Source organism: Shewanella waksmanii, from assembly GCF_043643685.1.
Classification (GTDB): domain Bacteria; phylum Pseudomonadota; class Gammaproteobacteria; order Enterobacterales; family Shewanellaceae; genus Shewanella; species Shewanella waksmanii_A.
Genome location: NZ_JBHZSN010000001.1, coordinates 503,310 through 523,631 on the forward strand (window position 1 = coordinate 503,310; position 20,322 = coordinate 523,631).

General features: G+C 45.8%; 19 protein-coding genes. 12 read left to right on the plus strand and 7 right to left on the minus strand.

Features of this window, described 5'->3' with window-relative positions; translation table 11 throughout:
• The first annotated feature begins 12 nt into the window (after positions 1–12).
• The 4 genes from ACHUFW_RS02170 (at position 13) to ACHUFW_RS02185 (ending at position 3,332) form a co-directional block, all read left to right on the plus strand.
• Positions 13–804, plus strand: coding sequence for an MBL fold metallo-hydrolase (locus ACHUFW_RS02170; RefSeq protein WP_394200342.1), 792 nt, complete (start codon positions 13–15; stop codon positions 802–804).
• 240 nt (positions 805–1,044) lie between these two features.
• Complete coding sequence (locus ACHUFW_RS02175) at positions 1,045–1,344, plus strand: hypothetical protein (RefSeq protein ID WP_394200343.1); 300 nt, start codon at positions 1,045–1,047, stop codon at positions 1,342–1,344.
• Between the two features lie 3 nt (positions 1,345–1,347).
• Entirely contained in the window at positions 1,348–2,985 is a 1,638-nt protein-coding gene (locus ACHUFW_RS02180) for a PepSY-associated TM helix domain-containing protein (protein ID WP_394200344.1), read from the plus strand.
• Positions 2,982–3,332 (plus strand): DUF3325 domain-containing protein, encoded by a 351-nt coding sequence (locus ACHUFW_RS02185; protein WP_394200345.1) that lies wholly within the window; start codon positions 2,982–2,984, stop codon positions 3,330–3,332. Before ACHUFW_RS02180 ends, ACHUFW_RS02185 begins: the two co-directional genes overlap by 4 nt.
• Positions 3,333–3,474: 142 nt before the next feature.
• On the opposite strand, the gene ACHUFW_RS02190 is transcribed toward ACHUFW_RS02185, so the two are convergent.
• The 4 genes from ACHUFW_RS02190 to ACHUFW_RS02205 form a co-directional block, all read right to left on the minus strand.
• Complete coding sequence (locus tag ACHUFW_RS02190; protein WP_394200346.1) at positions 3,475–4,992, minus strand: cytochrome-c peroxidase; 1,518 nt, start codon at positions 4,990–4,992, stop codon at positions 3,475–3,477.
• Positions 4,993–5,198: 206 nt separating this feature from the next.
• The gene (locus ACHUFW_RS02195) at positions 5,199–5,807 is read right to left on the minus strand and encodes a DsbA family protein (RefSeq protein WP_394200347.1); all 609 of its coding nucleotides are present in this window, start codon (positions 5,805–5,807) and stop codon (positions 5,199–5,201) included.
• Between the two features lie 234 nt (positions 5,808–6,041).
• Entirely contained in the window at positions 6,042–6,437 is a 396-nt protein-coding gene (locus ACHUFW_RS02200; RefSeq protein ID WP_394200348.1) for a GFA family protein, read from the minus strand.
• Between the two features lie 324 nt (positions 6,438–6,761).
• Positions 6,762–7,193 (minus strand): GNAT family N-acetyltransferase, encoded by a 432-nt coding sequence (locus ACHUFW_RS02205; protein WP_394200349.1) that lies wholly within the window; start codon positions 7,191–7,193, stop codon positions 6,762–6,764.
• Between the two features lie 355 nt (positions 7,194–7,548).
• Here ACHUFW_RS02205 and ACHUFW_RS02210 point away from each other — a divergent pair, with 355 nt between their 5' ends.
• The 6 genes from ACHUFW_RS02210 to ACHUFW_RS02235 all read left to right on the plus strand — a co-directional run bounded on the left by ACHUFW_RS02210 (position 7,549) and on the right by ACHUFW_RS02235 (position 13,861).
• Entirely contained in the window at positions 7,549–8,394 is an 846-nt protein-coding gene (locus ACHUFW_RS02210; protein ID WP_394200350.1) for an outer membrane lipoprotein-sorting protein, read from the plus strand.
• Between the two features lie 10 nt (positions 8,395–8,404).
• Positions 8,405–9,637: an ABC transporter permease gene (locus tag ACHUFW_RS02215; RefSeq protein WP_394200351.1), complete on the plus strand. Its 1,233-nt coding sequence runs from the start codon at positions 8,405–8,407 to the stop codon at positions 9,635–9,637.
• Positions 9,630–10,922 (plus strand): ABC transporter permease, encoded by a 1,293-nt coding sequence (locus ACHUFW_RS02220; RefSeq protein WP_394200352.1) that lies wholly within the window; start codon positions 9,630–9,632, stop codon positions 10,920–10,922. Before ACHUFW_RS02215 ends, ACHUFW_RS02220 begins: the two co-directional genes overlap by 8 nt.
• Positions 10,923–10,947: 25 nt before the next feature.
• Positions 10,948–11,631, plus strand: a complete 684-nt coding sequence (locus tag ACHUFW_RS02225) for an ABC transporter ATP-binding protein (protein WP_394200353.1) — start codon at positions 10,948–10,950, stop codon at positions 11,629–11,631.
• A gap of 65 nt (positions 11,632–11,696) precedes the next feature.
• The gene (locus tag ACHUFW_RS02230; protein ID WP_394200354.1) at positions 11,697–12,917 is read left to right on the plus strand and encodes a hypothetical protein; all 1,221 of its coding nucleotides are present in this window, start codon (positions 11,697–11,699) and stop codon (positions 12,915–12,917) included.
• Between the two features lie 101 nt (positions 12,918–13,018).
• On the plus strand, positions 13,019–13,861 hold the full coding sequence (locus tag ACHUFW_RS02235; RefSeq protein ID WP_394200355.1) for a 4'-phosphopantetheinyl transferase family protein: 843 nt from the start codon (positions 13,019–13,021) through the stop codon (positions 13,859–13,861).
• 119 nt (positions 13,862–13,980) lie between these two features.
• On the opposite strand, the gene ACHUFW_RS02240 is transcribed toward ACHUFW_RS02235, so the two are convergent.
• Together ACHUFW_RS02240 and ACHUFW_RS02245 are read right to left on the minus strand one after the other, a co-directional pair.
• Positions 13,981–15,171 (minus strand): alginate export family protein, encoded by a 1,191-nt coding sequence (locus ACHUFW_RS02240; RefSeq protein ID WP_394200356.1) that lies wholly within the window; start codon positions 15,169–15,171, stop codon positions 13,981–13,983.
• 261 nt (positions 15,172–15,432) lie between these two features.
• Positions 15,433–17,439 (minus strand): alkyl/aryl-sulfatase, encoded by a 2,007-nt coding sequence (locus tag ACHUFW_RS02245; RefSeq protein ID WP_394200357.1) that lies wholly within the window; start codon positions 17,437–17,439, stop codon positions 15,433–15,435.
• A gap of 202 nt (positions 17,440–17,641) precedes the next feature.
• Here ACHUFW_RS02245 and ACHUFW_RS02250 point away from each other — a divergent pair, with 202 nt between their 5' ends.
• Positions 17,642–18,565 carry a LysR family transcriptional regulator gene (locus ACHUFW_RS02250; protein ID WP_394200358.1) on the plus strand — a complete coding sequence of 308 codons (924 nt, stop codon included), beginning with the start codon at positions 17,642–17,644 and terminating at the stop codon, positions 18,563–18,565.
• 175 nt (positions 18,566–18,740) lie between these two features.
• On the opposite strand, the gene queF is transcribed toward ACHUFW_RS02250, so the two are convergent.
• Positions 18,741–19,598 (minus strand): NADPH-dependent 7-cyano-7-deazaguanine reductase QueF, encoded by an 858-nt coding sequence (queF, locus tag ACHUFW_RS02255; protein WP_394200359.1) that lies wholly within the window; start codon positions 19,596–19,598, stop codon positions 18,741–18,743.
• A 60-nt stretch (positions 19,599–19,658) separates the two neighbouring features.
• On the opposite strand from queF, the gene syd reads away from it, so the two are divergent.
• Positions 19,659–20,321, plus strand: coding sequence for a SecY-interacting protein (gene syd / locus ACHUFW_RS02260; protein WP_394200360.1), 663 nt, complete (start codon positions 19,659–19,661; stop codon positions 20,319–20,321).
• Position 20,322: the final 1 nt, after the last annotated feature.

Sequence of the window (20,322 nt, forward strand, 5' to 3'; positions counted from 1 at the left end):
GTAGATAGCCTCATGAAAATACATCACCTTAGAAACGCCACCATGATCATAGAGTCAGGTGACCATTTTATCATTGTTGACCCTATGCTGGGTCAGCGTGGCAGTCTGCCGCCATTTTCGTTTTTACGTTTTGAACGTCAACGTAATCCGTTGGTCAGTTTGCCTGATAATGCCGATGCACTATTGAGTAAGGTGACTCATGGCATTGTTACCCATAGTCAAACAATGGGAATACGGGCACTACAACATACCGACCACCTCGATGCTGCGGGAGAGAAGTTGCTGCAAACGCGGAATATTGCGGTGGCAACGCCGAAAAAAGATCAGGCTTATTTGCAACGGATCGGCATAACGGTGTCCCATGGTGTTGAAGATTGGCAAACCGTGGACTTCTTGGGGGGGAAAATCACCGCAGTACCAGCGCAACATGGTCATGGCTGGATCCACAAGGTGATGGCCAATGGTAGTGGTTTCTATCTGGCCCTACCTAATGAACCAACACTATATATTAGTGGGGATACGGTGCTCACTGCCGATGTAGAGCGAGCGTTAACCGAGTTGAAACCTGATATTACCGTGGTCGCTGCAGGTCAGGCGCAGATGGACGTTGGTCAGCCTTTATTAATGCCCAGTGATGAGGTGATTAAATTTATCGAGCTGTCTCCGGGTAAAGTCGTTGCCAACCATATGGAGGCCTTGAATCACTGTCCGATAGATCGCCCAGCCCTTAAACAGTATTTACAACAACGTGGATTACTGCAAAAAGTGCTTATCCCGCAAGATGGCGAAACACTCGAGTTTTAAAGCGTCGACGTATCAGCAGTCTGTATAGCCAGTGCAATTACTGTGCAGGCTGCTGATCACCATGCTTAACTCGGCAAATGTAGCTAATTAATGTTACCCGTGTCACAAATTTTACCTCTTTGATAATCTTTACAATTTAAAGTTAAATAAAAACCATTCTCAATAACAATTATTACTGTAGAATCGCCAATTCATCATCCTTGTATCATTGCTTTGTTTGTAGTTGGGAATGAATTGACCGTGTTAGTGACTCAATCAAAATGGCAGCTATTGTTGAATAGGCCAAGTTCTACTGTTTTCTTGCGTGCAACCGCCGCTATCTTTGGCGGTTATCTTTTAGCGGCAAACAGTGTTGGTTTGTTAGCGTTAATGCTGCCGCTTTCTCCTGTTGACAACGTACTGGTGGCAACCATGTTGTCTTTTGCTATTTATGCTGGCGCTGCGCTGTGGAGCTTTAGTGTCAAAACCAGTTGGCAAGCATGGCGCGATCTACTCGCCGTGAGTGCAGGGTTTTATGTGCTGATTTTGTTATTGGGCTAAGCAATGAAAGAGAATTTTTTTCGCACTATGACCTGGCTTCATACCTGGGTTGGATTGTTAGTGTGTTGGGTATTACTGTTGGTATTCTTTGCTGGGACATTAAGCTACTACCGCTATGAAATCTCACTGTGGACTCAGCCAGAGGTGCATCAGGATGTTATCCAGCCTTATCAAGCGCAAAAGCTTGTGCAGCAAGTCGATCAAGCTCAGCAATACCTGTTTGAAACTGCGCCAGATGCCAAAGATTGGCGGGTTTACTTCCCGACCGAACGCAAACCCTATTTGTCCTTTGGTTGGCAAACACAACCTGAGGAGGGTAAGCGGCGAGGCAAGTTTGTTCAGCATATTGTAAAAGCCGATGGCGAGGGCGTGGTCACGGATGTTCGTGAATCACGTGGTGGCCACTTTTTCTATCGATTGCACTTTGACATACATTACATGCCAGCAAAATTTGCTCGCTGGATTGTGGGTTTTTGTACCATGTTTATGCTGCTAGCAATTATTAGCGGCATAGTGATACATAAACGCATATTTAAGGACTTTTTCAGTTTCAGGCCAAGCAAGGGCAGTCGCTCATGGTTAGACGCCCACAACGTTAGTTCTGTGTTAGCGCTGCCATATCATTTAATGATCACTTATACCGGGCTTATCACCTTGATGATGATGTACATGCCATGGGGGGTAATGACCGCTTATGATGGAGATAGTCGCGAATTTAGAGCAGACTTCAAACCCCACCGAGTGAGTGCTAAACCAGTTGGAAGTGAAGCGCAGGTGGTTGCGCTTAGTAGTTTATTGCCGCAGGTCACGTCACTTTGGGGCGATGTGCCGCTTAAAAGCATTGTGGTGAGCAATTTGGGGGATAAAAACAGCCAAGTGAGTTTTTATCAAAATACCCAGCAACAGGTGACAGATCAGCGAATCCCGCTAACGTTTAGTGCGGTAACAGGGGAGCTATTAAATGCTGAGCAGTATGCAAGCTCAGGCGCTAAGCAAACCCATGACACATTAATGGCGTTGCATACGGCGCGCTTTGCCGAACCTGTGCTGCGGATTTTGTTCTTTGTTTGTGGGCTTATGGGGTGTGCCATGATCGCTACTGGCACGCTTTTATGGGCAATTAAAATTCGTCAAAAGCAACAAAAAGCCATTAAGTCGGGACAAAAGCCCAGCTTGGGGCTGCGGATTGTTGAAGGGCTCAACTTAACTTTTATTGCCGGCTTACCATTGGCGACTTGCGCATTCTTTTATGCCAACAGATTGTTGCCAAGCGCTTTGGCAAACAGGGCGCAGTGGGAGATAAATTGCTTTTTCATTGCATTAGCAGCAGTGGCTTTATTGGCCGTATATCGCCGTGACCGTCAATGCTGGCGTGCCGTGCTGAAATTATCTGCGCTGGCATTGATGGCGATTCCTGTGCTTAACGGCTTAACCTCTGCTCAACATCTGCTTGATAACCTATTGTCGCAGCAGTGGACCTTAGTTGGATTCGATCTTATGTGCGTGATATTTGGCATTGGGCTGTGGTTTGCTGCGGCTCGGCTTAAGTTGCCTCAGTCGCAAACTCGTCGAACATTGCGCCGACCAAATAGGGCAACTAATTCGCTAGGGCAAACAGCGAAAACCGAGGAGGTATCATGACAGGTTCGGTATTGGTGACAGCGACCAGTGTCTCACTGCTTTGTTTTGGCTATTTAGCCTTAGGCTGTATGGCATTAGCGATGTTCGGCCATTTTAGGGCGAGTTTTAATCGCTCGCCTAGTTCGCTGCAAAGCCATGGTTTGTATTGGTTTGGCTGGCTAATGATGCTCATCTGTTTTGGCTTGAATGTGCAGCAATTTGGCTGGGCATACGGCAGTATATTTTTTGTTGGTATTTTGTCTTGTGCCGGCTTATTGGTGATACTCACCGCCAGTTACCAGCCTAAGTTTATGCCACACTTTATGTTGGCCTTGGCAGCATTAGGCTGCTTGGCGCTATTTGTCTAGTGTTTAAATTCAAGCCGTAGAAAATCAGCGTTTAAAGGTAAGCAACTAATACCACTGCTTGCTATCAATGAGCAGATTTAGCCAGGCGTGTTGAAGCCACTGCAAAATGAGCTTGCAGTGGCGGGATTAGCTGGCTGAGTGCTTATTGAAAGGTAGCGTGTAAGCGCAGGCCGTCTGGGTCTGGCAAGTCGTCGTTTGGTATCCACTGTGATAAACATTCGCTGTCATTCACTTGCGCGACGCACTCATCGGATAAACTTGTTAAAAATGCGCTGAGCTGAGTAATTTGCTCATCACTTAATGCCACATCTTGCAGTACTTGTTTGTTAGGATCATTACGATCGTTATTGAGTTTATCTAATGCCGCTTGGGTATTTTGCTGCATATCTTGTTGCTGCACATTCATTTGATAAACTTGGCCGCCATTGGCGTAGTTGGCAACTGAGCTATTAACATCTAGGTGGTGCTTAATCACTTCAACTAAGGATACAAAAGCGCCGCTGTGACCGTAGGGACCCGTGAAGGCGACATTGATGAGAGAAGGGGTTCTAAAGGCAAATCGGTCGGCTTCATTTTGGGTGGTACGGAAGCGGCCAAAATCATTGGTGCCAGTGACACCATCACCTTTACCTCGACCAATTTGCGGCATGGCAATGTTGTGAAAAAGCTCATCACTGAAAAAGTCGCCGCTATGGCATTGGACGCAGTTTGCACCACCATTTTCAATGTCGGTAAAAAACAGTTGTGCGCCACGTTTTTCCGTTAGACTTAATGCGCTATCGTCACCCTCAACAAAGGCTTTCCAGGCGGTTTGAGTAAAGGTTTGGCTGCGCTCAAATTCGGCGATTGCGTTAAATAGATTGGCTTGGGTGATCAAGCTATCGGCATTGGCGTTTGGTTGCTGGTAACCCGTCCTGAATGCCGCTAACCATTGGTTATTTGTCAGTTCATTGGTCTCGCCTTTTAGCCTAGCAACTAGGTGCTGACGGATCCCGGCATTGTCTAGATTGCCAAGGTTATGGCCTTTCATCTCTTGTGCTGAGGTAACTGGGAACCGAGCTTGCGTGGCCGTGAGAGAGCTAGCATGGGGATCGGCACTACTGCGATTTGCAGAGTCTGGGCTGATAATGGTGTCGCCAGAACCATTCATTCCAGCGGTGGCTTCAAGACTTTCTAGGCGACCATCATGGAAAATACTGCGATCCCACAATGCGATATTGAAGGTGGTGGGGGCATTTCGTGGTACGGTTGGGCCACCATCGTGTTGGGTGCCACTGCTGCTGTGAGCTCGGCCCAGACCAAGATGGTCAGGATCCACCGCTTCTACGCCAATAGATAAGGCGAGGTTATCGCCACCGCCAAGCAATGGATGATGGCAAGATACACAAGCAGTATCCATTTCACCACTTAGGGCTTTGGAGTAAAACAACTGCATCCCTAGTTGGGCTAATGGCTGATCAATGCTGGGTAAATCTCGCCCTGCACTAGGATCGCCACTGAGCTGCAGAGGGGCAATGAGTTGGCGTAAATCAGCTGTTACTTGTGCTTCAATTTCTGCTTGGGTGGGTTCTGCTGGGGTTACTGTGTCGTTGTTGTCACTATCTGAACATGCGCTGAGTAGCAAAAGGGTACTGAGGGTTAGCAAACGTCCTGTATGCATGGGTGGCCTATCTAGTTGTATTTCAGTAATGACTGATCATAACGTCTTTACATCTGTTATCAAAATGTAAACAGCGTTCTCAATAGCAAACAAACTGGCTTAAGTTCGGCGTATCCTTATGCCGATTGATATAACAGTAGCATTTTATCAGAACTTCAAGGTTGCTTTCTAACGAGATAGTATGCCAAATAACGTGCTTTGGGTTATTACAGCAGTTGGTTTAAACCTTGCTGTAAATCCTCGTGTGAGCAAAAACCTAGTGTTATTGGATATGCGTGGTTAGCTTCATCAATAAAAAATAGCGCAGGAAACCCTGTCACTTGTAACTGGCGCGCGAGCGAAAGGTGTTGCTTAAATTGTTGTTCAGTATTCGCTGATTTGAGAACAGCTAAAAACTGATTAGCATCGATGCCAATTGAGCTGGCACAATCCACTAAAGTAGCTTCTAAAGAGGGGTTTTTAGCTTCCAAGTAATAGGCGGATTGGATAGCCTTAACCATCTTATGTGAGCCGTGTTCGATAAGTTTTTCAGCACTAATGACAGCGCGGCAAGCCAGATAGGTTGAACGGTAAGGGGTGTTTAATTGCCAAAAATCATGGTTAAACTTAACTTGGGCGCGTTTTTCAATCTGATACCAATAGCTAGCGATGGTCTGTTTTAGCGTGTTATCCATAGGCTCAGTCGTGTCTGGGGCTAAGCCACCCATGACCCACTCAATGTTTGCCGAAGGGTAATGTGTTAGAAATTTTTCTAATTCTGGCTGAAAACCATAGCACCAGCCACACATAGGGTCCATTACGTAGATTAATCGCATTTTTCTATATTCGTTTTGTTAGGTTAAATGCAGAGGTTGGTGAGTACCATAACGTAAACGCAAACCTGTGCACAGGGGGAGTTAATGGTTCAATAAAAAGCCTGATAGCATGCACACGCCCCAATAAAGCGGAACCATAAATAAAGTCCGAATAAGGTAAACCATCTTCTGCTTATTTAGGGGCAGGGATTGATCCCGAATCCAGCTAGACAGTGTAACGTTTTGACATGTCTGCTACCTGTCAGCCGGGTGGTGTATTCCGTCGACCGTAGCGATATCACCTAAATCGAAAGGGTTTACCCCTTCAAGACAGCCAATATTAAAACCATAGAGATCGGGGTTTGAACGGCGCTGATGATGAGTATAAATACCGCAGTTACCGCAAAAATAGTGGCGCGCAGTATTGGTATTGAATTGATACAGTTTCAATACGTCTTCCCCCTTAACAATGCGCAAGTCACTTAATTTTACAGATCCAACAATGGCCCCTTTTCTGCGACATATTGAGCAATTACAACGCCTAGGATCCTCCACGCCATTAGGTAAACTCAGTTCCAACTCAACCGCGCCACAGTGACAGGTCGCTTTATGTTTAGCTTTGATTTCTGTATTGCCAATAACTTTAAACATAACGACAGCCTCTCTTGGTTCGCTAATGCCTTACTAAGAGCTACACAATACTTGTTTAAACCTGAGTACGGAAGTGGAGCGGAGCCAATTAAGGCTGAATTACCGAAACTATAAATATAGTGCTGATGTGGCTGAGGCCTTCGACCACAGGACGTGGTCGTAGAGCGTATAGGGATATATTTACAGCGAGCCGAAGCAACATCAGCACATCTCCCGCTGAGGGCGGTTTATAAAATACCCCGTATGCCTTAATTAAACGGAAACGCCCAAAGTTATTAGCTTTGGGCGTTTCTTCTGACAAAATGGTGACGACAAACCGAGCTTTTAAAGCGTCATATGCAGAATTGGAAAGGGTTTTCCCATATCATCCAGTGGTGAGCGTGAAACGACTTTAAACCCCATATGCTGGTAAAAACCAACCGCTTGTGGATTTTGTTCGTTAACGTCTACCTTGGTCGCACCTAACTCTTTGATAGCGTATTGCAGTAGCACTTTACCTACACCTTGACCTCTGGCGCTGTTTAAAATGAACAGCATTTCAATCTTGGCATCATGAGTACCCACAAAGCCTAAAATTGAACCTGTGGCATTTTTAACGCACTTCAAGGTAACGGCCGGAAAAGCCTGCTCAATAATAATGGGTTTAAAAAACGCAATATCTTCTTCTGTTATGAAGTCATGTGTCGCTCGGACTGAGTTTTCCCAAACATTAAGCAGTTCAGCGTAATTTTCAGGAAGCACATTTTCTACAATCATCGTATTTTCTCTAAAGTTGATTGAATGTTATGTGCAGCCGCGAACAGGCATTTTAGCGACTTGCAGCCAATATTGTCCATTAGCTGAGCTAGCCAATATCACGTTTGCGACATAAACCACCTTGGCCATTATATAGGTCACTATTAATTGGCCACTATTAATTAGCCACTATTTATTAGCTACTATGATTTTCTCGTGGGCAAACGAAAACCCACCATCAGGCAATGAGCCGCAAAATTCGCGTATCCCAACTGACAAGTTATTCATTTCTTCAACTCAATAATTTATAGTCATAAAAAAGGATTTTCTCACCAATAAACCGTGTTCGATGGTTAACGGCAACCAAGGAGCCGACATGCGACATTGTTTCAATTTACCGTGGTCATTATCACTAGGTTCTCTGCTACAGTTCATGCCAAAGCTAGTGCAACAGCTATTGCCACTTCTAGGTCGACCTGTTGCCGCTGCGGTGGTGTTCAGCGCAAGTTTCGTTAGCAATGCACTGGCCGCTGAAAGCGCCAGCGACATTGTTGCCAAATCTGACAAACAGATGCGCGGTAAGTCGAGCTTCACCGAAGCGACCATGAATATTGTGCGTCCCGATTGGCAGCGATCGATGCGGATGAAAAGTTGGACCAAAGGGCAAAATTTGTCATTGGTATTAGTCACCGCGCCCGCAAAAGACAAGGGCAGTGCGTCGCTAAAGCGCGATAAAGAGATGTGGAATTGGATCCCCTCCATTGAGCGAGTAATAAAAATCGCGCCATCGATGTTGAGTCAATCGTGGATGGGCTCAGATTTCACCAATGATGATTTGATTAATCAGTCCTCCATCGTGGTTGACTATGACCATCAGATGATTAAACAGGCTGATTTGGCGGGAGATATCACTTATGTGATTGATGCTATTGCTAAAGCGGATGCTCCTGTGGTGTGGAGCAAAGTAAGACTATGGATTTCTACAGAGACCTATTTGCAACGCCGAGTCGAGTTTTATGATGAGTTTGATGAGTTGGTGAATACCATGGAAACCGCTGATGTGCAGATGATGGGCGGGCGAATGTTAGCCACCAAAATGACCATGACGCCGGCAGATAAACCCGGGCAGAGAACCGAGTTAATCACCCATCAAGCACAATTTGATTTTGATATCGACGACGGTTTTTTCTCGCAGCAAAAAATGCGCGCGCTAAGAGACTAAGGAGTCGTTAATGATGTTGCTGAAACTGGGGTGGCGAAACCTCTGGCGGCAAAAACGGCGAACACTGATCACAGCTTGTGCGATAGCGTTGGCGGTATTTTTATCGCTGTTTATGCGTAGCATGCAAGAGGGTGCTTATCAAAGTAATATCGACAACAGTGCGCGCTTTTCCACCGGATTACTGCAGCTACAATCACCTGAGTTTGCCGATAGCCAAAGTATTGAAGATTTATTACCCGCTAAAGCTGATTTTATTGCGCCTGCTAAAACGCTAACTGAAATCGAATATCTGCTGCCAAGAATCGAATCCTTTGCGCTAGCAGCGGCTGGAGATAAATCTAAAGGGGTGATGGTGATTGGCGCGGTGCCCAGTTTAGAAGACAGCTATTCAGGCATTGGTAGCAAAGTAGTGGCGGGGCAATTACTCAGTGATAATGATGATGGCGTCATGGTGGGTCAGGGGTTAGCTGACTGGCTGGGCGTCGGCCTTGGCGATGAGTTGGTATTATACGGACAAGGCTACCGCGGCCAAACCGCAGCCGGACTTTACATCATTAAGGGCATTGTGAAGTTTCCATTACCTCAGCTAGACAAAGCGTTGGTTTACTTACCCCTAGCAAGTGCCCAGCAGTTATATTCAACCGGCGAGCAGGTTAGTGCTTGGGTGTTGCATACCGCCAATATCGAACAGGTGAGCAGGGTGAAACAGCAACTTGAGCACGTTTATGCCAAGCAAGCGGTGAATGTGAGAGATTGGATGCAGATGTCGCCCGATATGGCACAACAAATTGCTATGGATAAAGCCGGTGGCGTGTTCATGATGTACCTACTCTACGGCATTGTCGGCTTTGCGCTGTTTGCCACTATTTTGATGATGACACTTGAGCGCCAGCGAGAGTTTGCGGTGATGGTCGCCACCGGGATGTCGCGGATTAAGCTGCTTAAGTTAATTGCCATTGAGTCGGGCTTGATAGCGATACTTGGCATGATGATAGGTTTAATGGTTGCCGCGCCGGTGATTGGCTATTTCTATATTCATCCTATTGAGCTCACCGGTGACACGGCTCAGATGATGTTAGATATGGGCTGGGAGCCGATTGTACCCATGCAAGTTTCCGCCTCACTGGTGTTAGAGCAGTTGCTGGTAGCGATGGTGTTGATGCTGCTTTGTTTGTTGTATCCCCTTTGGCGTGCCTATCGACTTGATGTGGTCGCAGGCTTAAAAGGAGGTGCCCATGGCTAATGATGGCAATCGCCAAAGTCATATGCCCCTGCGCGGCCCAGCAAATGCGGGGTTAGTTGGTAAGTTGGCATGGCGTAACCTTTGGCGTAACCGCCTACGCACCAGCATCATGTTAGCGTGTATGGTGTTTGGGCTTATGGGCGTGGTGAGCATGATGGGGTTTATGACTGGCATGTATGCCAATATGATTGATAACGCCATCAGCTGGCAAACCAGCCATATTCAGATCAGTCAGCGCGCATATGTTGACGAAGCTGATATTGATCATCAAGTGATTAACCCTGAGCCGATTGTTGATGCGCTCAAGCAACTCCCTTCGCTGCATGCCTATTCTAAACGCGTGGTGATTGATGGCATGGTGGCCTCGGCTAGAGCTAGCCGCGGGGTCAAAATAGTCGGAGTAAACCCGCAACATGAGGCCGATATTAGCCCCGTTGAGCGTCATATTATTGATGGAGCATGGCTCGATGATAGTGCGCGAAAACCTATGGTGATTTCCACCAAAACCGCTAAGCGTTTGAATGCTCGGGTAGGGTCAAAACTCATTATCACGTTTACCAATGCCAATAAGGATGTCACTGGTGCGGCTTTTCGTGTGGCGGGGACATTCCAGTCACCGTCTAGCGACTTTGATGACGGACATGTATATGTGCGAGATAGCGATTTACAACAGGCAGCCGGAATTAGTGGTTTTCACCAAATCGCGGTACTGCTGACAATTGAAGATAATATCGATTCTACCGCTGTGGCGCAGGTGAAGTCACAACTGCAGGCGGTGAGTGCTACTGATAATGTGATTAGAGACTGGCAGCAAATTCAGCCTATGCTCGCCACGCTCATGGGGCAAATGGCGACCAGTAATGCGGTGGTATTAATTATTTTTGTCAGTGCTATGGGGTTTGGTATCGTCAACATCATGTTAATGGCGGTATTTGAGCGTACCCGCGAATTTGGCGTGCTGATGGCCATTGGCATGGTGAAAAAACAGATTTTTGCGTTGATCGTGTTGGAGTCCACTTTGCTTGGGATAGTAGGGGCATTACTGGGAATTGTTATCAGTAGTGTAGTTATTGCCATCTTACAGGTGACAGGCATTCCCCTTGGTAGCATGTCTCAAGGCTTGGCTGCCTTTGGGGTTGATACGACTTTGTATCCGCAGGTGTCACTTAGCACCTACCAATGGGTGTTTATGACGGTGGTGTTGGTCAGTGCATTAGCGGCGGTTTACCCCGCTTGGCAAATATTAACCCAGCGGCCGGTACAAGCCATGGCTGAAAAGCATTAGCCTGGTAGCAAATAAAGGACAACCGATGAGTATAGTAACAAGCCAATTAACTAAGACCTATCATGCTGGCAGTGAATTCCCAGTGCACGCGGTGCAACATGTTGACCTTGAAGTGCGTTCGGGTGAGTTCGTTGCGGTGATGGGGCCTTCGGGTTCAGGAAAAACCACCTTGTTGAATTTAATTGGTGGTTTAGATCATCCCACTAGTGGCAAAGTCTTGATTGATGGTAAGGATATCGCTGAGCTTAACGAGCAGCAGTTGATTGGTTTTCGGCGTGACCATGTCGGATTTATTTTTCAAGACTACAGCCTGTTACCCGTATTAACCGCCTTAGAGAATGTCGAGTTTGTCATGCAACTGCAGGGCGTTAATGGGCAACAAAGTCGCGACAGAGCCGTTGAATTATTGCAAAAAGTGGGGCTGGGTGAACAACTACATAAAGTGCCTGCAAAGTTATCTGGTGGCCAGCAACAGCGGGTTGCCGTTGCCAGAGCGTTGGCGCCGCGGCCTCGGTTTGTGATGGCTGATGAACCAACGGCAAATTTAGATGCCAAAAGCACCGCCGAATTGCTCGATATTATGCAGCATCTCAATGAAACAGAGGGAACAACCTTCATATTTTCAACCCATGATCAGCGGGTTATCAAACGAGCAAAACGAGTCATAGTGTTTGAAGATGGTCAGTTAACACAGGACAAATGTCAGTGATAGCTGCTCGTTATCGCCGCTATAGGCTGTTAACTTTTGTAGGATTTTTGGGGTTCTGCCCTTGGGTGAGTGCTAGTGACATCCCGGGCATGACGCCGACAAAAGCGTGGGATCTAACTGGTTATGTGCATTACAGTCTCAGCAGTCAAAACCCCAATGGGGTCCCGAGCCTAGTGGATCATTTACTGCATCAGCGTTTTAATTTTGAGTATCGGTTTGATAGCAATTTAAGAATCAATGTCGGCATGCGTAATCGATTGTTTTATGGTGATAGCGCCAACTTGCCTGGGTTTAGCCAAGTGATTGAAGCAGACCCAGGCTATTTTGATTTATCCCATAATTGGCTCGATAGCGGCAGCTGGTTAGGTAATAGCCAGTTTGATCGTGCTAACGTCACTTGGGATATTAATTCAGATTGGCAGTTAAAAGCCGGGCGATTTCGCGTTAATTGGGCAATGAGTACCCTGTGGAATCCCAATGATATTTTTAATGCTTATTCGATTTATGATGTGGATTATGCTGAGAGACGGGGTTCCGATGCGCTGTTAATCAGTAGGCAACTTGGTTTTGCCAGTAGCCTTGATGCGGCTTATAGCGTGAATGATGATCAAGGTTCAGGCCGTAATTTAGACAGTTACGCACTGCGATATTTGGCTAATTCCCAAGGCTGGGATATGCAAGTATTGCTGGGGAAATCCTTGAATGATTATGTCTTGGGGGCGGGTTTTGCTGGGGATATTCAAGGGGCTGGAGTACGTGGTGAGTGGAGCTACTTTGACCCTAAAGATGATTATTGGCCGCCGATCGGTAGCGCTATCAATGCTGGCAGTAGCACCGGATATGAAACTGCCGCGGCCGCGTTACTCTTTGCGGCTGACCAACAAGAATTGCGATCGAGCCATGTTGCAACCATAGAAGCGGATTACAGTTTTAGTGGCCAAGGTAATTGGCTGGTACGGGGGACAATACTGTATATCTCTAGTCCGATTGCAGCGCAAAGTGCGCTGGCTTATCTGAATTTACCACTTAATGCTCGTACCTTGAGCTTTGCCAATTGGACTTATTATGCTGATGTTGGCGTGGATATTACGGATTTGAGTCGTTTAACGTTAAGCGGCAGTTACTACCAAGATGGCTCCTATTTTTTAGGTGTAAGCCAGAATTATTCACTCAGCGACAATTGGCAAGTACAGCTGATTTTGCAGCGCTTTGATGGCAGCGCTACAAGCTTGTTTGGTCAAACACCGTCGACCTTAGGCTACTTACAATTTAACTGGAACTTTTAACAGGTTATGATGGTTAGTACTGAGTCACCGTTTACTACAAAGTTAGACTTAAAAGCTAAACCATAAAACTTATACCAAAGAACTTAGACGCTAAATCAAATATGAGTGTAGAGCATAATAAGCAACATCAAGCCCAACTGTATTTCTGTCCTTTAGTTGCAAGTGCGTTAGATACCGCTCAACAAGCGCAGTTAATGGCGTTACTGCCTGATGATGAACGCCGTAAAATTAATCGTTTATATCGCCAAGAAGCACGAGATAAAGCGTTAATGGTGCGCGGGTATTTACGCATTTTGTTAAGTCAGTATGCACGCTTATGGCAAGTGGAAATTGCCCCGAATCAGTGGCAGTTTGATTACGGCGATAAAGGTAAACCCGCTTTATCTGCAGCTGATTTTCGCTTAACTGGGATCCATTTTAATATTAGTCATAGCGGTGAGTGGTTAGTGATCAGTTTATTTCGTAGTCACGCCACGGCGGGGCCGCTTGAGCTCGGGGTGGATATTGAACGCAGTCGGGCCAGTACTAACATCTACGCCATACTTAGCCATTATTTTACCGATAGTGAATCACAGGCGTTGTTGGCCTTACCTGAGATATCGCAACGACAGCGTTTTTTTGATTTGTGGGCTTTAAAAGAGTCATACATTAAAGCGAAAGGGCTGGGCTTGGCGATGTCGCTAAAAGGGTTTAGCTTTAAAATGAACAAGGCAACGACCACACCGATGACGTTATTTGGCGAGCGTCAGACCAGCAAGATTGATGTCGATAACGGCATTGAGCTGCAACTGCATGACGTTGATGACGATCCCCAGCATTGGTCGATTTTGTTTGGCCGCTTGGATGATGAATATCGCTTTGCTATTAGCATCAACTTAGCGCAATCGCCGGCATGGACGGCTCAGTTGGTGTCTCCACAGCAGGTGTTTGATTTAGCCAATTAACTAAACTGCGGTGTTTTTTTTGGTGAAAGATAATGAAAAAAGAGCAGGCGGGGAGCTCACCTGCTCTTAAAAGTGACCGCATGTTGACTATAAGTGTACGGTCATCCTACAAACATGTTTTAGTAGTTAGCTTGGAAAGTTAACCAAAGCTTGTCAGTGTCGTTAGAGAATCCATATCCCGCATCTGCACCACTAAAGCTGGCATACTTCACGCTAACGTTATAGTGCTTCTTAAAGCCATAAGCTGCAGATACACCCCATTCCTTACCCATATCAATACTGCCGTAGTCCGATTCAAAGGTATGGTATTTAGCAAGCAGTTTTAAGCCAACAACTTTGGCTGTAACGATAAAGTGAGTATCAACTAAACCGTTTTGCCAGTTACCCGCACCGCCAAATAGGAACTTATCGGTCCAACCGTTAAAGGCGTGCAATGTAGCTAGTGGCGTGATGAAGCCAGCTTTACCGTCATCTGATCCCAATACTTCATAACCTACTTTGGCACCAAAGTTGTTGAAGTTAATACCGGCACCAAGCTTGTAGTAGTTAGCATCGTAACTGACTGGGTTGTCGCCGCCATTAGACTGCTGCGCGTATTCCGCTTCATAGTTAAGCTTGATGGCATCTAAATCAAATTTACCCGTTGCACGTACACCATAAGTATCGGTTGAGAAAGACGCGACATTTTCATTATCAATTAGGTAGCCGTAACCGCTGACATTCAGTGCATCAACAGGTTTATAGTTTACATTGACTAAGTGAGTTTTGTTTTTGTGCTCATCTTTCCCTGAGCCCTCTTCGAAAATACGATTAACGTTATTAACGTAAGAGTAATAAGCTGTCAGGTTCTTAATTGCTGTATTTTTAACAGAGAAAGCATCATAAGTTTGCTCATTTTGGCGGAAACCAACACCACCAACAAAACGTTGGTTGTCGAGTAAAATCCGCTGACGACCATATTTAGCTAAGGTTTCAGCTGGTGCTTTGAAACCTAAATAGGCTTGGTTAATTTGCGTGTATTCATAATCAGCAATGAGGGGCTCATTGTCGGTAGAGCGCACGTCATCAACTTCGGCTAAGGCAAAGAAATTATAGAGATCACCCGTTTTATAGTTTAGTCGAGTTCGCAATGTTGTTTGGTTCTGTTGATCAACCGTCGCAACGTCGACATCTTCATAGCGTAAGCGGAATTGCACTTTAACTTCGGAATCATCGATAAAGGCTTTCTTGAGTGGGTCAACACTATCAGCAACTGCAGCTGTTGAAGCGAGGCTTGTTAAAATGGCAAGTGTTAGGGTATGAACTTTCATCTTATGTGATCCTTTTGTTTGATCATTGCTCTGGAAGTGTTATAGGTTGGAACGGGCTGACAAAGATTGATCTAAAACAAAGTTGTAAAGTGAAAGGATTTTTGGTTGCATAATTGTGATAAAGATCAATAACTTATACCCCTTTAGGTGTACCTCTAAATAAGTATAGTTTAGCTTTACCTAATTATCAAATTGTTAAATTGGGAAAATAAACCCCGAAAGCGTTAACGGCTTTCGGGGTTGTTGTTTGTTAAAAGTTAATTAGTGGTTGTGAATGTGCTTGTCTTGCTTAGTGGTGGGCACAATGTCAAAGCTTGGGTTAAATTCCACCATGGTTGCTGCGATTTTTTCAAATGCGCTGGCATCACCTTTAAAGCTGACTTTACCTTGCTCTATCAAGGTCGCAAGTGAGGTTTTGCCCAGCAAGATTTGGGTAATATCGGTTTTATTGATGCGCATGGTGGCATCGGCCGCTTTTGCTTCGCTAACTAGGTTGTTACTCAAGTTACCGTTGCTAAGCTCGATATACAAAATTTGGCCATCATCTGGAGTGACAATATTCATATTGATGAAGCCAGTATCGGCTGCTTTTAAGCTGTCGACTTTTACCGCAAGGAAGTCAAATAGGGTAGAGATATCCATTTCACTGAGTACATCGGCAGAGGCGGTTTTTGGCGCGCCGGCCTGTATACCCACTCTTAATTCCTGTGCGCCGGTTAGGTATATGTTACGCCAGCCAGCTCCTTCAGCTTGATACCCAAGTTGCTCGTAGGTGTCAGCGAGCAAGTCACGGGCTGCTTGATGTTGTGGGTTTGCCATCACTACCTTGTTAAGCACTGTAGCGACAAAACGGTACTGCCCTTGGGCGAAGTCTTGCTCTGCTTTAGCCACCACCTTGTCTGCGCCGCCCATGTAATCGACAAACTTTTGCGCCTCAGGTTGGGTAGGCAAGGGGTTGAGGTTGGCAGGGTTCATGTCGAAATAACCCAAGTACTTGTTATAAACCGCTTTGGCATTGTGGCTGTATGTGCCGTGATAACCGTTGGTATGCCACGCCTGATAAATGGTTTGCGGTATGGTGTCTTGAATGGCATCACCGATGTCTTGAATCGTCACGCCCTGGTTGGCTAAACGTAGGGTTTGGTTGTGCACTAAACCATAGTTATCGCGCTGTAGACGTAAGAACTCATTAATCGCTTTATTACCCCAAACAGGCGCTGAATGGGAAGCAAATAACACTTCAACATCGCCGCCAAAGGCGTTGATCATCTCATTGATGTCTTTAGACCATTTCAATGCATCGCGGACTTTAGCGCCTCGTAAGGTATAAATATTGTGCATACCTTGATAGGTTAGCTCGCCAGTCCATAACGCGTGCTTGCTTGGGATGTATGTGATCATCTCCGATTCAGCTTCAGTACCTGATGCGTCCATAAAGATCATTTCTAAGCCATCGATGCTAAGGGTTTCCCATTTGCCTTGACCGTTTAGGGTATAGTCAGGTGCAACATAAGTGATCTCACCTTTCGATAAACCCTTACCCAATGCCGCATCGACAATACCATGGTCATGCTTACCCAATGTGGCACCATATTGATAGGCGGCGCGGCGGCTCATGGCATTACCCGCAAGTACGTTTTCATCCACGATCTCTTTGGTAATATTGTGTGAGCCATAGACTTTAACATCGGGGAACATTTCCTGAATGCCGCGTGCGCCACCAAAGTGGTCTGCATGACTGTGGGAGTAAATCATTGCCACGACCGGGAGATCGCCATCTTTAGGTAGATGAGCTAGGGCAAAGGTGAGTGATGCCTTAGCGGCTTCTTTAGTTAGCAATACATCATAGGCTATCCAGCCATTGTCACTGCGTATCAGGGTAAGGTTAGACAGGTCGGTACCGCGGACTTGGTAAATGCCATCGCTGACTTTATATAGCCCGTTTGGCACCATGTTTAGTTGTGCTTGACGGTAAAGCGATGGGTTAACAGAGTCTGGGGTTTGCTCGCTAATGAAGGCAAACTCAGCACGCAAGATTGCTGCTGTTTTACTATCGAACTTAGCAACAAGGTTTTGAGAAGACTGTTTAAATGCAGTGGTGTCAGCAAAGTTGAGAGTGGCAGCGTGCGCCTTATTGGCCTCAATAGTATGTTGAGTTGCTGCTTTACCTTCGTAGCTTACGCTAATGTGGTCATGTTCATGTTGCGCCGCATAGGCACCGCCATTGATGATTGATACGACCGCTAAAGTTACAACAGACATTTTCATAAGATTTCCTTAAGTCAGCGAGCTGACTGGCGTTAATCGAAATGGGATAACGCGTGGCAACGATAGCGAATTGATTTGTGTCGCTGCGTTGATACATTTGACGCGTTTTTGTTGATTGCAGTCAGTATAAGGCGCTTGATTGATTAAATAATTATGGTTAACTTGGTTTATGGTATTTATATTATGAATGGGTTATTGACCTATGCCGCAGTTAAAACAGTTTGATTTGAACTTACTTCGGGTGTTTACCGTGGTTTGTCGAACAGGTTCATTTAGTCAAGCCGCTGAAGAGCTATCATTGACGCAATCCTCGGTGAGCAACGCCATTGCCCGATTAAAAGCGCGAGTCGGTGAAGCCTTGTTTGTTCGTGAAGGTAGGGGCGTACGGCCAACAGCGGCAGCATTGGACTTGTATGAGCATCTGCAACAGCCGCTAGCGCAAGTGGAGCAGATTGTTGCTGGTTTTGAAGAGTTTGACCCGCAAACCAGTGAGCGAATATTTAAGGTCTATGCCAACGACACAGTGATTGAGTTGTTGCAGGCCAGTGTCGAGCAGTATTTGCAAGGCACTAAACTGTCGGTGGTGTTTAAAGAAACGCCGATCCAAGAACAAGACTTCTTGATGGATATTCAAACCGAGAAAGTAGATTTAGCCATCGACATTTCTAAACCTATGGAGTTAGGGTTTAACAGCCAAGCCTTGATGCAGGAACGCATTGTATGTATTGCGCGTCAAGGTCATCCACGTATCCACAATCGTCTAAGTTACCAGCAATATTTCGATGAAAAACATGTGGTATTCAATTTACGACGCTTCAACTTAAATGTGTTGGATATGTTGACACCTAATGTGATGCCACAGCGGAAGATCTATAGTGAGCAATCATCGCTACTGAGTATGATTGCAACAGCATCGAAAAGTGATGCGTTGGCGATAGTGACAGAGTCTTATGCACGAAAATATGCGCAGTTGTTTGAGCTGCAAGTATTAGAGCCGCCTTTTGAAATTAGGCCGCTAGACATTCAAATGATTTGGGCTAACCGACTTAGCCAAAATAAGGCGAATGTTTGGCTTAGGGAGATGTTACAGCAGCAGATGCAACAGCAAAAACAGCAAATGCGATGAGCAGCCGATTATCGATTTGGGGCTGCTCAATAGCACGTCACTTTTATACCCTTCATACTTGAACCTGCAGCTTTGTTAACTACGCCAATTTACCCAAATCACATAGAACACCTATGCTCATAGGGCTAAATTGGCTTGTTGCCGCGCTACAACTCCAATTCTCTTGGGTATAGTATTACTGTCTTGCTAAGCGTTGATTATCGCCTGGATTTTCAAAGTCACTGCGATAAGGATTGATATCTAACCCTCCGCGGCGGGTGTAGCGCGCGTAAACGGTTAATTTTGCACACTGGCAATAACGTTTCAGATCGACAAAAATACGCTCAACGCACTGCTCATGAAACTCATTATGTTGACGGAATGAGATGAGGTATCTCAACAGCTTTTCGCGGTCAATTTTAGGGCCTTGGTAGCGGATCATTACGCTGCCCCAGTCTGGTTGAGAGGTGATCAAGCAATTTGATTTCAGTAAGTTAGACGTCAGTGTTTCCGCCACCATTGACTTAGCATCGGTACTATCTTGTAGATAATCGCTGCTAAACTCATAATCGTTAACTTCGATATCTAAATCATCAATGCAGGTACCAGGTAGCTCCACAATACGCTGGTGGCTAAAGTGTTTGGGCTCAATCACTTTGACTTTTACTTCACCCTGAGCACACTGGCTGAGATCACGCTCAAGGGTAGTTTGCACTTCTTCTACACTATTAAAGCGAGTTTGATTGAAGCTATTGAGATACAGCTTGAACGATTTTGACTCGATTAAATTTTGGCTACTGAAACACAATACAAACTCCGCGATTGCCACCACAGGTTTGCCTTTGGCATTAAGCCATGAAAGCTCGTAGCCTGTCCAAATGTCACTGCCATGAAAAGGAAGGTCATTGGTTAAGCCAATGGCGTCACGGTTGAGTTTTCTCGGGACCCCTTGCAGCAAAGATGCGTCATATTCTGCTTGATAGCCGGTTGCTTTACCTAGTGTCAGTTCTGAAAGCGCTGGCGCATCTGAATAAGGGTCATGAACTTGTGTCATCAGTTGTGTTTCCATGTCAAAATAGAGCCATATTATACTGAAAATTTGGATGGCTGCTAAGTGTCTTCGCTCACTGCTTTAGAGAAATTTATTAATCGCTACCACCAAGCTTACCAAGATAAGCTAGGGGAACCACCTAGGTATTACCCGCGTGGTGAATTTTCCGACTGTATTATCAGTGATACCGAATTATCTGAATCCGCACTGATGCAACAAGCAGTTGGTTGGCAAGCCGTGAAACGAGAAGATATTGCGAGTTTTGCCAATGTTGAACGGGCGATGGAGCTCAAGTTAGTGGGCGATATCGATGGGCTGTTTAGCCATTATTTTAGCGCGCCGATGATGTTTAGTTCCCAATGGGGAGATGGCGAGATCATTCAGCCATGGAATCAAGTTGATTTCGAGTATTTGCAGCAAAACCTGATTGGTCATCTAATGATGAAACTTAAGTTGAAACAACCGGCAACATGGTTTTTCGGTGTGTTGGGTGATGGTGATGAGATGCTGGTGGTCGATAATCGCGATGGCAGTGTTTGGATTGAAGTCCCGGGTGAAGAACCAAGTAAGCAGCTAGCGGACAGCGTGGCTGAGTTTATTGATCAGCTCACCCCTAGAGTGGCACCTCCAGTTGAGATTGTAGAGGAGTCTATGCCACAAACTGATCATCCAGGGATTTGGCAACGCTTAAAAATCATGTGGCACAATCTACGCGGCAGCCGCTAAC

What these genes read in the sequence shown, in the direction of transcription:
- ACHUFW_RS02235 (WP_394200355.1), top strand. Translation starts at nt 13,019, where the DNA reads ATGAGTGTAGAGCATAATAAGCAACATCAAGCCCAACTGTATTTCTGT.
- queF (WP_394200359.1), bottom strand. Translation starts at nt 19,598, where the DNA reads ATGACACAAGTTCATGACCCTTATTCAGATGCGCCAGCGCTTTCAGAA.
- ACHUFW_RS02195 (WP_394200347.1), bottom strand. Translation starts at nt 5,807, where the DNA reads ATGCGATTAATCTACGTAATGGACCCTATGTGTGGCTGGTGCTATGGT.
- ACHUFW_RS02180 (WP_394200344.1), top strand. Translation starts at nt 1,348, where the DNA reads ATGAAAGAGAATTTTTTTCGCACTATGACCTGGCTTCATACCTGGGTT.
- ACHUFW_RS02205 (WP_394200349.1), bottom strand. Translation starts at nt 7,193, where the DNA reads ATGATTGTAGAAAATGTGCTTCCTGAAAATTACGCTGAACTGCTTAAT.
- ACHUFW_RS02190 (WP_394200346.1), bottom strand. Translation starts at nt 4,992, where the DNA reads ATGCATACAGGACGTTTGCTAACCCTCAGTACCCTTTTGCTACTCAGC.
- ACHUFW_RS02250 (WP_394200358.1), top strand. Translation starts at nt 17,642, where the DNA reads ATGCCGCAGTTAAAACAGTTTGATTTGAACTTACTTCGGGTGTTTACC.
- ACHUFW_RS02210 (WP_394200350.1), top strand. Translation starts at nt 7,549, where the DNA reads ATGCGACATTGTTTCAATTTACCGTGGTCATTATCACTAGGTTCTCTG.
- ACHUFW_RS02245 (WP_394200357.1), bottom strand. Translation starts at nt 17,439, where the DNA reads ATGAAAATGTCTGTTGTAACTTTAGCGGTCGTATCAATCATCAATGGC.
- ACHUFW_RS02240 (WP_394200356.1), bottom strand. Translation starts at nt 15,171, where the DNA reads ATGAAAGTTCATACCCTAACACTTGCCATTTTAACAAGCCTCGCTTCA.
- ACHUFW_RS02220 (WP_394200352.1), top strand. Translation starts at nt 9,630, where the DNA reads ATGGCTAATGATGGCAATCGCCAAAGTCATATGCCCCTGCGCGGCCCA.
- ACHUFW_RS02185 (WP_394200345.1), top strand. Translation starts at nt 2,982, where the DNA reads ATGACAGGTTCGGTATTGGTGACAGCGACCAGTGTCTCACTGCTTTGT.
- ACHUFW_RS02170 (WP_394200342.1), top strand. Translation starts at nt 13, where the DNA reads ATGAAAATACATCACCTTAGAAACGCCACCATGATCATAGAGTCAGGT.
- ACHUFW_RS02225 (WP_394200353.1), top strand. Translation starts at nt 10,948, where the DNA reads ATGAGTATAGTAACAAGCCAATTAACTAAGACCTATCATGCTGGCAGT.
- ACHUFW_RS02215 (WP_394200351.1), top strand. Translation starts at nt 8,405, where the DNA reads ATGATGTTGCTGAAACTGGGGTGGCGAAACCTCTGGCGGCAAAAACGG.
- ACHUFW_RS02200 (WP_394200348.1), bottom strand. Translation starts at nt 6,437, where the DNA reads ATGTTTAAAGTTATTGGCAATACAGAAATCAAAGCTAAACATAAAGCG.